Raw genomic sequence first — 12,395 nt, 5'->3', positions numbered from 1 at the left:
AAATAAGAGGATTTTTTTAATCATTAAGACAGGATAATTTTTCCGATTGTATGATTTTCTTCAATGAGTTCATGAGCTTTTTTCACATTCTCAGCAGTAATTGGTCCGAGATTCTGAGTCATTGTACTTTTTAGAACGCCATTATCTAGCCATTCAGAAACTTTATTTAAAATATCATGTTGACTTTGTAAATCAGATGTATTTGAGACGACTTTTGTAAACATCCATTCAAAGTTAAAACGTGCAGATTTATGAGCTAGTTGATCTAAATTAATAGCTTGCCCTGGTTCAACAATATTTGCAATCGAACCTTGTGGCGCAATTAACTCATTTACTGCTGGCATATGTTCAACAACGGCATTTAAAATTAAAATATAATCTACAAACTTAAAGCCAAGTTCATGAACTTGAGGAACCAAATTTTCATGATGATTGACGGTATAATCGGCGCCAAAATTTTTGACCCATTCAATGGCTTGAGGATTTGATGCCGTAGCAATCACTGTCAATCCGGCATTTTTGGCCATTTGGATTGCTACTGAGCCAACACCCCCTGCACCATTAATAATGAGGAGTGATTTTCCTTTAGATTCATCAGTCACTTCTAGTTTTTCAAAGAGAAGTTCATAGGCAGTCAAACTTGTTAGAGGCATCGCGACTGCTTTTTCTTTGGTCAAATTTTTGGGAGCAAAACCAACAATTCGTTCATCAACGGCTTGAAATTCAGCATTTGAACCTGAACGAGTAACATCACCGGCCCAAAACACTTTATCCCCAACTTTAAAAAGCTTAGTTTCACTCCCAAGTTCGACGACAGTTCCTAAACCATCCCAACCTAGAATTTTTGGTTCTGCTAAATTGCCTTTAATCCCTTTTCTAACCTTTGTATCAACTGGATTGATTGAGATTGCCTCGACTTTTATCAATAAATCATGGGGTCTTAAGATTGGCTTCTCTATTTCAAAGTCAATAAAATTTTTGCTAGAATCAATAGTTCCAATTGCTTTCATCTCTTTACCTCTCTTATAAGTAAAAGTTTATACCAGTCTGACTCCTAAGTCAATCACTTGAATTTAATATTAAATATTTACATCATGTCATTGAAAATTTCTAAGACCAAAGAAATGACGCTTTGCTACAATGGAATGAGTTAAACTAATAGAATCTAGGTAATTTCATGACAAAAACTTATAAGCATTATCATTTTGACCACGTTGGAAGTTTTCTTCGTCCCCAAGCTTTAAAAGAAGCACGTTTGGCTTATTCAGAAGGGCAACTTCCATTAAGTGACTTTAAAAAAATTCAAGAATCTGAAATTAAGAGATTAGTGAAAGAAGAAGTGAACGTTGGCCTTAAAGCGGTGACAGATGGAGAATTTAATCGTTCGTGGTGGCACTTAGATTTCCTCTGGGGGCTTAATGGAGTTGGGACTTATGAACAAGAGGATTCTTATAAATTCCATGGTGCAAAAACAAGGACAACTAATATTGAATTGACTGGTAAAGTAGCTTTTAACCCAGAACATCCCTTTTTTGCGGATTTTAACTATTTAAAAAGTCTTTTACCAGAAGGAGTTGAACCTAAAGTTACTATTCCTTCACCTTCGTTAATTCCAAATCGTGATGGTCGTTCAGACCGTTGGCCAGAATTTTATGGAAGTTGGGAAGAATTCTTAGATGATTTGGCTCAAGCTTATCATGAAACTTTGCTCCATTTTTATGAATTGGGTGCGCGTTATATTCAACTGGACGATACGACTTGGGCTTATCTTATTGCCAGATTACTAGATGATCCAGAAAATCATGAAAAGTATGTTAAGATGTGTGAAGACATTGTCTATCTTGTTAATAAACTCTTGAAGGATTTACCTGAGGACTTGAGAGTTTCAACTCATATTTGTCGAGGGAATTTCAAATCAACTTATTTATTTGAGGGTTCTTATGAGCCTGTGGCAAAATACTTAGGTCAGCTTAATTATGATACTTTCTTTTTAGAATACGATGATGCTCGCTCAGGTTCTTTTGCTCCCTTAGCAGAAATCTGGAATCAAAGAAAAGATGTCTTGCTTGTGTTAGGACTTTTCACTTCTAAACATCCAGAACTTGAAAAGTATGAAGACATTAAAGCTCGCTTAGACGAGGCGCTTGAATCGATTCCACTTGAAAATTTAGCACTTTCAACACAATGTGGATTTGCTTCTACAGAAGAAGGAAACGATTTGACTGAGGAAGAAGAATGGGCTAAATTAGCACATATTAAAAAGATTGTGGATAAAATTTGGAAATAAAATAAAAGTGGTGGATTCTACCACTTTTTTTGTTTGTCAGTAAAGTTTAAATGGCGCATAAGCTAAATTAGCTTTGCTTTGTTATAATAGATTTAAGCAAAAAATAAAGAAAGCGAGAAAAAATATGAAATTAACAGCACTAGGTGTTTGGGGCGGATATCCTACGCGCGATGCCGGAACAACCTCTTATCTTTTACAATCAGAATCAGGTTTTAACATGCTTTTAGATTGTGGTTCACGCGCGGTGACAGAACTTGAACATGAATTGCAACCAACTCAACTTGATGCAGTTATTTTGAGTCATTATCATGAAGACCATATTGCAGATTTGGGGGCTCTTCGCCAATATCGTCAGCTTTATCCATTGGGTCAAGATGGTTGGGATGGAATGATGTTGCCTATTTATGGCCATGGGGAAAATGAATATGAATTTTCTAAATTAACTTTGGATAAGGTTTCAGAAGGTCATCTTTATGATGTCGAAAATGGAACAAAAGTTGGTCCTTTTGATATTACTTTTCTAAAAACAGTTCATCCTGTGGTGAATTATGCCATGCGCATTGTTGAACGCAGAACGGGACAAGTTTTGATTTATACTGGAGATACGGGTTATTTTGATGAATTGACTGACTTTGCCAAAGAGGCTGACCTTCTTCTTGCTGATGTTTATTTCTTTAAAGATAAAGCAAAAATGCCTAATCACTTATCATCAATTGAAGCTGGTCAAATTGCTAAGGATGCAAAGGTTAAAAAATTAATTTTGACTCATCTGCCACAATTTGGTGATTTGGATATTTTACTGACAGAAGCAAAAGAAGCAGCAGGAGATACTGTCATTACTGATTTAGCAGTTCCGCATAAAAAATGGCAACTTTGATAAGCCCTTTTAAAAAGCTAATTTTCCTCATTTCATTTATCATTTTACTGACAGGAATTTTCTTTGGTTTTGTCAGTATCCAAAATTGTGTGCTTAATTACAATCCACCAAAAACGAAAAGTCAGATTGAACAATTGGTTAAAAAAAGTGCTGATAGTTCTAAAACGAGGTTTGTCAATGATGATAAGCACTATCAGCGAAATTTATTTGTTTCTGATATTCATGGACGCTTATCTGGCTTGAAAAAAACGCTGACAGAGATTCATTTTAGTAAAAATGACCGGCTTTTTGTCTTGGGAGATAGCATTGATCACGGCCGATTTGGCTTTGATGTCTTACTTTATTTATTAAAAACTTTGCCAGATGCTGGCTATCATGTGACAGTCATGATGGGAAATCACGAACAAATGTGGTCAGAACTTGCAAGTGACGGTAAAACGGATGAAGAGCAACTTTCTAATGTAATTGGAACGATTGATATTTATGAAGGGGCTCCACCAAATGGCTGGCAGTATTCAATTGAAAACTGGAAAAAACTGTCAGTTACTGACAGACAATTTTTACTGACAGAAATGAAAAATAACTTTGGTCAGCCAGAACAGTTGATTGAAAAAATTGGAAATAAGTGGGTGGTACTCTCTCATAGTGCAAAAATGAGCCTTTCTTATGAAAAAGAGAAGACAAAAGATTTGTTTTGGGAACATTTGCCAGGAGATTCTTTTGAACGGCGAAATAGTGTTGCTAAAGCTGTGGGGGTACCAAACACTGATGTTCAGGTCTTTGTTGGTCATGTGAGTGGTTTTTTATTTGGGAAACATCGAAACTATATTTGTTTAGATAATACAATTGTCAATGGGACATTAGAACAATTTGAAGCAGTTCCAGTCAAAATATATTGTCTTGAACAAGAGAAATTTTTAGGATAAATGAATTTTACAGAAGAAGAAAAAGAATTTTTTATGAAGGAAGCACTCAAAGAAGCGCAGAAAGCAGCTGAAAATGAGGAAGTTCCGATTGGAGTTGTCATTGTCAAAGACGGCGAAATTATTGCGCGTGATTTCAATAGGCGAGAGCTTGATGGTCGGGCGACACATCATGCTGAAGTTTGTGCGATTGAAGCGGCAAATCGGGCAGTGGGAAATTGGCGACTTCTTGATTGCGCCCTCTTTGTCACCATTGAACCTTGTGTCATGTGTGCCGGAGCAATTGGGTTAGCGCGGATTCCACAAGTTTACTTTGGAGCGACAAATCCTAAATTTGGAGGAACGGTCAGTCTTTATCAGATTTTAGAAGACAAGCGACTGAACCATCGAGTCCAAGTAGAATCGGGGATTTTAGAAGACGAGTGTGCAAAAATCATGCAAGTTTTCTTTAAAAATAGACGAAAAAAATAAATTGTGTTATAATAGTTTTCGGAGCAATAAGTTTCTTACGAAGCGTGTCAGGACCTGACGGTAGCAGCACTAAGTATGGAGCTTATGTGCTCTTTTTTGTATCCTTATTTATGGTAAAGTATCATTATAAAGATGACAAAGGAGGAGTTTATGAAAAATGAAAATTTGAAAAATGTGAAATGGATAATTTTAGTTTTATTGGTAATTTTGATTCCTTTAGTAATTTTTAAATCTTGCCAGAGTTTGGTTAAAAGTCAAAATGAGAAGAAAAATAAAAAAGATTCGATTCATTTTTTGTATGGCGCTTGGATTTCAGATGTAAGATTACCAATGTCTAAAGAGCTCAAGGTACAATTTTATCGAGCCAATTTGGATAATGAGCCTCATTTTAAGTATGGTAAAGAACAAGTGGAGTTAATATTTAGAGAATTGAAAAATGGTCGAGGGAATATTGATGGGGAATTTGTAAGAGAAAATTCTGTTTATCGTCCATTGAATGAACTCGACAAAGATGGTTTTCGACCAGTGAAAATAAATATTAATGAAAGAGGAGAAGAAGCTTTTTCCGTTATAAAGTTATTAATAAAAATAAAGTAAAAATGAGAATTCTTCCTTCAGGAAGTGATAAGGTTGCTGATGAATTTGAGGTTTATTTTATAAGAGAAAATGGTTAACATACGGCGTCTAAAAAAAACTCTGACTATTTGTCAGAGTTTTTTTGTGGTACCAAAGCATTGACCACTGTGATTTGAGAAATGAGCGTTTCATTTTCGTCAGTGATTTTGATTTCCCAGACATGGTTGCGTTTGCCATTTTTGAGGAGAAGACCGCGGGCATTTACGAAACCTTCGCATTTTTTTGGATTGAGATGGTTGGAGTTAATGCTTTGACCAAGGGCAAAATATTGACCGGAGCCGATTGCATTACTTGCCATACCAGCTGTGATTTCAGCGAGAGCAAGACTTGCACCTCCATTTAAAAAGCCGTGTGGTTGAGCATGAAAATCGCTGAGAATCATTTTACTTGAGAATTTATAAATTTTACAGACAGACTTGTCAGAATTCTCGTCAGTAAAAACTTGAAAATCTGTGATATTGAGTTGGTCAATCATGTTCATTGGAAAATCTCCTTAATAAGATGTGATACCGCCCTAGGGCCTTAGCACTTTAGTGCACGAGCTTCGGGGACAGCAACAAGCAGTTTGTCGCTGACTGTCTTGAAATGATGAAAATTGCTTTTTTGGCTGACGCTTGCCCTGCCAGCAAGTACTTGCGATTCTCGTTGCGCTTTAGCATAGACATTCGAGCGTAGCGAAGAACTGTACTTAGCTGGAACCGATAATATAGCTAGCGACATTGCCAAAAGAGACAACGGAGTGGATGTAGGAAAAAAGTGGTTCTGCTTGAAGCAGAGCTTCAAGGTTGTGGATGAAATTTGCGAAGTAAAATTCACCTGTAAGTAGAGGTTCCAGTTCTTTTCTTTTTTCGTTCATCTAAAGTAGGTCATAATTAATTTATTTACAGTATAACCTTTGAGTAGCGTTTCATTAACTGACAGACCGATACCAATTCCAGTCGGAACGGTCATCCAACCGTTTGGAAAGGCAATTTCTGGTTGAATGAGGTCTATGTCAAAATAATGCTTAGAATCGGATAAATCACCGGCCATAGCATTTCCAGAAAGCGCGGCGAGTTGGATATGGAGTATTTTTGAGATGCCGGACTCAACCATACTGCCAATCCAAAAGCCAATCTGATGCTGTCTGCAAAATTCGATAGCTTTTTGCGTTTGATAAAGTCCACCTAAACGACCAATTTTTACGTTGAGCATCGTTTGAAAAGGAAGTTCTGTCAGTATTTTTAGACTTTCCAAATCTTGAACAGATTCGTCGAAGCAAATTGGTGTTAAGAAGTTTTCTGTCAGTAATTTTAATTCGGATAAATCTTTGATATCAAAAGGTTCTTCGATACAAGCCAGACCAAGTTCGTCTAGCTCTTTGATGACTGGCCAGTCTGTCAGTTGAAAACTTCGATTGGCATCAAGAGCAAATGTAATTTGTGGATATCTTTTTACCAGCTTTTTAATCAAGTCAGTCCCAATTTGTGGACTAATTTTTAATTTAATTCTTTTGACGCCACTGTTAATAAGTTGGTCAATTTCCTTAATGGTTTGCTCGTCAGACATTTGTCCTAGCACCGCACCACGTGGGATTTTATCAGCTAATTTTTCTTGGAAAAGACCAGCAATCAAATTTTTATTTCTTTCTTTAAAATACAAATCTAGAAGTGCATTTTCTAGTCCGGCCAGTGCCATTGGTAAGGGATCTCTAAAAAATTTATGTATTTCAAAAGGGTGTGAGAATTCTTTTTGCAAAATTTCTGGCAGGTAAGTTTCTTCCAAGATTTTCCAAGAATCAGCAAAAGTTTCTGAAGTATAAAAAGGAGTCGTGAAAGCAACAACTTCACCAAATCCCGAAAGTCCGTTAGGACTTTCAACTTTTATAATAATTGTATCTCGGAGATTCAAGGAACCTTTGGCGGTCTTAAAATCAAATTTCATAGGGAGTTGAACATGAAACATTGTAATTTTTTCAATTATCATCCTTTAAGCTCTTTTCTTAAGATTTTTCCAGAAGCATTTTTGGGCAATTCATCCATGAAAGTGATGGATTGGGGGCGTTTGTATTTTGCCAGTTTTTCAGTGAGAAAGTTTTCTAATTTTTCTTGGGAAATATTGCCTGAAACGAAGAGAATTGGCACTTGTCCCCACTTGGCATCTGGCTTAGCAACAAGTGCACATTCCTTGATTTCAGGAAGAGAATAAACTAAATCTTCAATTTCTTTGGGGTAAATATTTTCACCGCCAGAAATAATGATATCTTTTCTGCGATTGAGCAGATAGAGAAAACCGTCCGCGTCAAGATAACCGATATCGCCTGTTTCAAAAGCAGTGCCGTAAGGCTTTTGGCCGAGGTAAGCTTTCATCAACATGGGAGATTTTAACCAAATTTCACCAACGCCAGCAAGGTCAGCTTGACGAATCTCAATTTCAACACCTGGTAAAGGTCGCCCGACAGAGCTTGTTTTATCAGGGAAATCTAAAATATTAAAAGTGACAGACTGTGAAAAACTTTCAGTCATGCCATAAGTTTTATAAATAGGAAGACCTAATTCTTGGCATTTTTTGATTAAAGGTTGGGGAATAAATTCACCACCAAGTAGAATTAAACGTAAGTTATTGCTATGCAATTTGTCAGCAATTCTCGTAAGAAGGGTTGGGACGAGTGAAACCATGTTGATTTTCCCAGAATTGATCATTTCAAGAAGTTGGTTTTCATCAAATTTATCAACAACGGTCGCTGATGTTGCATTATATAAAGTACGCATAATAATGGAAAGTCCAGAGACATGAAACATGGGTAAGATGACCAGCCAATTATCATTGTCATAAGCGCCAAGTGTTTCCTTTGAGGCTTTGACGTGATTTGAAATCATGCCCCAAGTAATAGGGACAGATTTAAATTTTCCGGTAGTAGCGGAAGTGTTCATGATGACGGCAATTTTTTCATCAGGAAAATCTGCTGACAGACTTACAGGGCAAGGGTTACTAGTCCAAATTTCCGAAAAAGAAATGCTGTCAGTAACTTTTTCTGTCAGTGAATCCGATGTGAAGACTGTCTCAATCTCGAGTTCCTTGATTTGGTCAGCCAGTTCGTATTCGGTTAGATGCCTATTCAAAAGAAGAACTTCTTTTGACAAACCGAGCAAGGCAAACAAAACGACTGCCATTTCAACAGAGTTTTCTGAAAGGAGCGCAACCCGTGATTGATTGTCAATAAGAGGAGCCAAATGTTCAGCCATCTTATTGACTTCCTGATTGATTTGGGCAAAAGTATAGTCATTTAAAAATTGTTTTTGGGGATAAAGTTCCGCCTGTTTTTTTAACCATTTCATTATTTAAGCTGTGAGCGAACTCAATTTTCTCCTTTCTGTGTATTTTTTACTGACAGAAATCCTGTCAGTAACTTTTAAATCACAAAAAGCGTCAAAAAGACGCTTTGTCAGCAATTTTGGAAATTTTTATGGGAATTTTGGAAATTGGTCAAAATCAGGTTTGCGTTTTTCTTTGAAAGCATCGCGTCCTTCTTTGGCTTCATCCGTCGTATAGAACATAAGTGTTGCATCTCCTGCAAATTGTTGCAGTCCAGCAAGTCCGTCAGTTGCAGCATTCATTGAACCTTTGAGCATACGAAGCGCCATTGGTGAGAGGGCAAGCATTTCTTGGGCCCATTGAACGGTTTCTTCTTCAAGACGGTCAAATGGAACAACAGTATTAACCATTCCCATGTCCATTGCTTCTTGGGCAGTATATTGACGGCAGAGGAACCATATTTCACGTGCTTTCTTTTGCCCAACCATAGCGGCAAGTAAACCAGCACCATAACCAGCATCAAAAGAACCAACACGCGGACCAGTTTGCCCAAATTTTGCGTTTTCAGAAGCGATAGTCAAATCACAAACGATATGTAACACGTGACCTCCACCAATGGCAAAACCATTTACCATAGCAATGACAGGTTTTGGTGTAATCCGAATCAAATGTTGCAAATCTAAAACGTTCAAACGAGGAATTTGGTCTTCACCAACATATCCACCATTTCCACGTACTTTTTGGTCACCACCAGAACAAAAGGCTTCTTTATCTTCACCTTTTCCATGATTTGCACCAGTCAAAATAATCACGCCGACATTGGTATCATCACGAGCGACACTAAAAGCATCAATCATTTCAACGACGGTTTTGGGACGGAAGGCATTGCGGACTTCAGGACGATTGATGGTAATTTTAGCAATTCCATCATAAGTTTCATAAATAATATCTTCGTAGTTACGGTTGAGAGCAACCCAGTTAAATTTTGACATGATTCTCCTTTAAGATGTGAGGACGAGCGCTAGAAGTTGTGAAAATTAGAAAAATGCGGTTCTGGGCATAGCCCAGGTTCCATTTTATCTATTTTCATCAACTTCTGCGAGTCCGAACTCAATTAAAATTAAGATGTGAGTGGCCCTAGGGTCTTTACGCTTTAGCGCTTAGACTTCAGGGTCAGCAACAAACTGATATTTTTGATGTCAGATTGTCGTTGAGTGTTTAGAAGTTATGAAGTTCTATTATTTTCATTAACTTTCATAAGTCCACTTAGAAAAATTATTTTTATTGTATTTATTTCTGTCAGTAAAACTAATTCATCAGTTTTACTGACAGAAGTGATATAGGCATTACTTTTCAATTATATCATAAAGCATTTTGACTAAGGTAAAAATTCCTCTAGTTTTTTTTGATAGGTGACCGGATTTTCTAGATGAATATTATGACCAGAAGCAGCAACAGAAATCCAAGTGACATTCGGATTTGGAGCAAAAATTTCTTTAGCAATTTTTGAATATTTTTCGTCTAAATCACCAGATAGATAGAGAATGTTGGATTTTATTAAAGAAATTTTATCGCCAACATAGAAAAGCTGGCCTTGACCTGTTCCATTCAAAGTTTGGGCAAGAGCTAAGGGTGAATTGCTTGCACGGCTTTCCCAAATTTCCTGTTGAATTTTTACTGACAGCTTTTTTTGTGATTCAAAAAGTGAAATATTAGCCCAAAAGTCAGCAAACCAAGCAGACCCATTTAACAAAATCTTCTGTCCTAATTCTTCGTCAGCCAGTCGTCTTTTTTTGCGGTCTTCACTAGATAAAAGCCCAGGACCAGTTGATTCTAAAATCAAATATTTAACAGGAGCTGACGGATAAGCAAGGCAATAACGAAGCGCCAATCGTCCGCCCATTGAATAGCCAAGAAGTGAAAAAGCATTTCCGTCAGTAAATTGCGCAAATAGCGAGTGCAGATTTTTCAAAATCGCCTCAAGTTTATAAGGGTCAAGTTCCTTTGGTTTTGCTGATGAACCGTGACCTAACAAATCGATAGCAACAATTTTGTAGCCGGCCAAATGAAGATTTCGCCAAGTATTAGAACTTTCAGAAAAACCATGCAGTGCAAATAGGACCTCTCCAGTCCCCCAAATACGGACAGCATAATCAAAACCATCAATAGTAATTATTTTTTTATCAATTTTCATAAGTCGTATATTTTTGATGTAAAGCAAGACTTAAATCTTTATCCGTTTTAATTTCCAAAAGATGAATGCCAGATTGATGAAGAGAATCCTCAAATTGCTGACCAAAATCAGCATAGCCACTGACCAAATGATAATCTAAACCAGTCAACTCAGCCAGTCCAGCAAAATTTAAACCATGTGGAGTTGAAAAAAGATAATCAAAATTCGGTACGCCTTTTTGAGCTAAATGATGAAAAATCCCACCACCGTCATTATTAAATAATACAATAGTCAGATTAAGTTCATGTGTTTTACCAACAATTAAACCATTTAAATCGTGTAGCATTGACAAATCCCCAGTCAACAAAACCGTCGGTTTACCTGTTGTAGCAATTCCGAGTGCAGTTGATTCAGTCCCGTCAATGCCATTCACACCACGATTTCCTAGAATTCTAACTTTGGCATTCGCTTTTTTCCACCAATAATCAATATCTCTGATTTCCATACTATTTGAAACAAGAAGTTGAGCATCCAGTGCTTCCAAATGTTTTTGTAGTTCTTGGACATAACGTCCTTCAAAAGGATTTTCTTCATAAGTCACTTTTTCAAGAAGTTGTCGCATTTTTTCTTGAGCATTTTGCCATTTTTCCAAATAAGAACTATCAGAATTTACTTTTTTAATTGAAGAAGCAAAAGGGAGAACATCAGACTGAACCATCGTTGTCGTTGTCAAACTAGGGTTGCGATAATCAAGAGCAGGGTCAACTTGAATAAATTCAGCTTCGTTATTGAAAGCAACGAATTGTTGCAAACGTTTAGAAACAGGCATTTGTCCAAAAAGCAGAATAGCATCCGCTTTTAATTGAGTTTTTAAATCATTATTTGCTAAAAAAGCATCATAAGAGTCTATGACCAAAGGATGATTGTGATTACGCAGATTAGAAAGTGGATCCGCTAAAATTGGAGCTTTTAATTGTTCAGCAAGTTTTAAAAGTGCTTCAGAATAATCTTTGTCAAAATTGGCACCGGCTAAAATTAATGTTTTTCCAGAAAGCAATGTTTCATCAAATGGAAGTATCACTTGTGCTTGTCCCTTATAGAATTTAAAGGCATGTTTAGAACGTCCTTTTTCATAATTTTCACTTTTTAATTCTGGAACTAAAGGATCACGCAAGGGAACATTGATTTGCACAGGACCCGAAAGAGGGGAAATAGCTGATAAGACAGCTCGTTGTGCGACTTTACGTGGATAGGTCCAAAAGGTTTCTGTCTGAGACTGGGTTTGAATATGTGGAGCTTCAAGATTTTCAAAATGATTAACAAAATTTCCAAAAAATCTGGTCTGGTCGACTGTTTGAGGAGCTCCAACGAATTGAAGCTCAGCCGGTCTGTCCGCCGTTAAAATAATAAGGGGAACTCGACTCATTTTTGCTTCAAGGACAGCTGGGAAATGATGAGCCGCAGCAGAACCTGAAGTACAAACTAAAACAACAGGACGTTTTTTCGCTTTAGCAATTCCCAGAGCAAAAAAAGCAGCCGAACGTTCATCAATGTTGACATAAGTATCGTATTTTTTGTATTCCTCAAAGAGCATGGCTAAAGCCGTTGAACGTGAACCTGGACTAAAAACAGCTTCACGTACCCCTAAATTGAAAAGTTCATCAACAAAGGGAGCTAAATATTCATTGGTCATGACTATCTCCATTTCTAATTTAAAAATTAAAATCGTAAAAT

At 36.9% G+C, this 12,395-nt stretch carries 13 protein-coding genes and 1 other RNA gene; 6 read left to right on the top strand and 8 right to left on the bottom strand.

What is annotated here, in order from left to right:
- Positions 1-23 precede the first annotated feature (23 nt).
- The gene (locus LDP15_RS05925; protein WP_015426052.1) at positions 24-1,010 is read right to left on the bottom strand and encodes a zinc-binding alcohol dehydrogenase family protein; all 987 of its coding nucleotides are present in this window, start codon (positions 1,008-1,010) and stop codon (positions 24-26) included.
- 167 nt (positions 1,011-1,177) lie between these two features.
- Here LDP15_RS05925 and LDP15_RS05920 point away from each other — a divergent pair, with 167 nt between their 5' ends.
- From LDP15_RS05920 to LDP15_RS05895, 6 genes are all read left to right on the top strand, one after another.
- Entirely contained in the window at positions 1,178-2,287 is a 1,110-nt protein-coding gene (locus LDP15_RS05920; RefSeq protein ID WP_015426053.1) for a vitamin B12 independent methionine synthase, read from the top strand.
- Positions 2,288-2,411: 124 nt separating this feature from the next.
- Entirely contained in the window at positions 2,412-3,164 is a 753-nt protein-coding gene (locus tag LDP15_RS05915; protein WP_015426054.1) for an MBL fold metallo-hydrolase, read from the top strand.
- On the top strand, positions 3,152-4,090 hold the full coding sequence (locus LDP15_RS05910; RefSeq protein WP_015426055.1) for a metallophosphoesterase: 939 nt from the start codon (positions 3,152-3,154) through the stop codon (positions 4,088-4,090). The genes LDP15_RS05915 and LDP15_RS05910 overlap by 13 nt, the downstream gene beginning before the upstream one ends.
- The gene (tadA, locus tag LDP15_RS05905) at positions 4,091-4,558 is read left to right on the top strand and encodes a tRNA adenosine(34) deaminase TadA (protein WP_015426056.1); all 468 of its coding nucleotides are present in this window, start codon (positions 4,091-4,093) and stop codon (positions 4,556-4,558) included.
- 10 nt (positions 4,559-4,568) lie between these two features.
- Positions 4,569-4,667, top strand: an RNA gene (gene ffs, locus LDP15_RS05900) — signal recognition particle sRNA small type.
- 41 nt (positions 4,668-4,708) lie between these two features.
- Positions 4,709-5,155, top strand: coding sequence for a hypothetical protein (locus LDP15_RS05895; RefSeq protein ID WP_225513331.1), 447 nt, complete (start codon positions 4,709-4,711; stop codon positions 5,153-5,155).
- 103 nt (positions 5,156-5,258) lie between these two features.
- Here LDP15_RS05895 and LDP15_RS05890 read toward each other — a convergent pair whose 3' ends face one another.
- The 7 genes from LDP15_RS05890 to menD all read right to left on the bottom strand — a co-directional run bounded on the left by LDP15_RS05890 (position 5,259) and on the right by menD (position 12,354).
- Positions 5,259-5,675, bottom strand: coding sequence for a PaaI family thioesterase (locus LDP15_RS05890; protein WP_015426058.1), 417 nt, complete (start codon positions 5,673-5,675; stop codon positions 5,259-5,261).
- Between the two features lie 371 nt (positions 5,676-6,046).
- Positions 6,047-7,159, bottom strand: coding sequence for an o-succinylbenzoate synthase (gene menC / locus LDP15_RS05885; RefSeq protein WP_015426060.1), 1,113 nt, complete (start codon positions 7,157-7,159; stop codon positions 6,047-6,049).
- On the bottom strand, positions 7,156-8,511 hold the full coding sequence (gene menE / locus LDP15_RS05880) for an o-succinylbenzoate--CoA ligase (RefSeq protein WP_015426061.1): 1,356 nt from the start codon (positions 8,509-8,511) through the stop codon (positions 7,156-7,158). Before menE ends, menC begins: the two co-directional genes overlap by 4 nt.
- 126 nt (positions 8,512-8,637) lie before the next feature.
- On the bottom strand, positions 8,638-9,480 hold the full coding sequence (menB, locus tag LDP15_RS05875) for a 1,4-dihydroxy-2-naphthoyl-CoA synthase (protein ID WP_003132444.1): 843 nt from the start codon (positions 9,478-9,480) through the stop codon (positions 8,638-8,640).
- Between the two features lie 233 nt (positions 9,481-9,713).
- The gene (locus LDP15_RS05870; RefSeq protein WP_003132445.1) at positions 9,714-9,845 is read right to left on the bottom strand and encodes a hypothetical protein; all 132 of its coding nucleotides are present in this window, start codon (positions 9,843-9,845) and stop codon (positions 9,714-9,716) included.
- Positions 9,846-9,866: 21 nt separating this feature from the next.
- Positions 9,867-10,682 carry a 2-succinyl-6-hydroxy-2,4-cyclohexadiene-1-carboxylate synthase gene (menH, locus tag LDP15_RS05865; RefSeq protein ID WP_015426062.1) on the bottom strand — a complete coding sequence of 272 codons (816 nt, stop codon included), beginning with the start codon at positions 10,680-10,682 and terminating at the stop codon, positions 9,867-9,869.
- Positions 10,672-12,354, bottom strand: a complete 1,683-nt coding sequence (gene menD / locus LDP15_RS05860; RefSeq protein ID WP_042230177.1) for a 2-succinyl-5-enolpyruvyl-6-hydroxy-3-cyclohexene-1-carboxylic-acid synthase — start codon at positions 12,352-12,354, stop codon at positions 10,672-10,674. Before menD ends, menH begins: the two co-directional genes overlap by 11 nt.
- Between the last annotated feature and the right edge of the window lie 41 nt (positions 12,355-12,395).

It is taken from the genome of Lactococcus sp. SK2-659 (assembly GCF_020218185.2).
In the GTDB taxonomy this organism is placed as follows: Bacteria; Bacillota; Bacilli; order Lactobacillales; family Streptococcaceae; genus Lactococcus; species Lactococcus lactis.
The sequence above is the reverse complement of the archived record's forward strand: the minus strand, read 5'-3'. Positions and strand labels throughout refer to the sequence as shown.

Bases quoted from the DNA above. Each gene is read 5' to 3' on its own strand.
- LDP15_RS05925 (WP_015426052.1), bottom strand. From the start codon at position 1,010: ATGAAAGCAATTGGAACTATTGATTCTAGCAAAAATTTTATTGACTTT.
- LDP15_RS05920 (WP_015426053.1), top strand. From the start codon at position 1,178: ATGACAAAAACTTATAAGCATTATCATTTTGACCACGTTGGAAGTTTT.
- LDP15_RS05915 (WP_015426054.1), top strand. From the start codon at position 2,412: ATGAAATTAACAGCACTAGGTGTTTGGGGCGGATATCCTACGCGCGAT.
- LDP15_RS05910 (WP_015426055.1), top strand. From the start codon at position 3,152: ATGGCAACTTTGATAAGCCCTTTTAAAAAGCTAATTTTCCTCATTTCA.
- tadA (WP_015426056.1), top strand. From the start codon at position 4,091: ATGAATTTTACAGAAGAAGAAAAAGAATTTTTTATGAAGGAAGCACTC.
- LDP15_RS05895 (WP_225513331.1), top strand. From the start codon at position 4,709: ATGAAAAATGAAAATTTGAAAAATGTGAAATGGATAATTTTAGTTTTA.
- LDP15_RS05890 (WP_015426058.1), bottom strand. From the start codon at position 5,675: ATGAACATGATTGACCAACTCAATATCACAGATTTTCAAGTTTTTACT.
- menC (WP_015426060.1), bottom strand. From the start codon at position 7,159: ATGATAATTGAAAAAATTACAATGTTTCATGTTCAACTCCCTATGAAA.
- menE (WP_015426061.1), bottom strand. From the start codon at position 8,511: ATGAAATGGTTAAAAAAACAGGCGGAACTTTATCCCCAAAAACAATTT.
- menB (WP_003132444.1), bottom strand. From the start codon at position 9,480: ATGTCAAAATTTAACTGGGTTGCTCTCAACCGTAACTACGAAGATATT.
- menH (WP_015426062.1), bottom strand. From the start codon at position 10,682: ATGAAAATTGATAAAAAAATAATTACTATTGATGGTTTTGATTATGCT.
- menD (WP_042230177.1), bottom strand. From the start codon at position 12,354: ATGACCAATGAATATTTAGCTCCCTTTGTTGATGAACTTTTCAATTTA.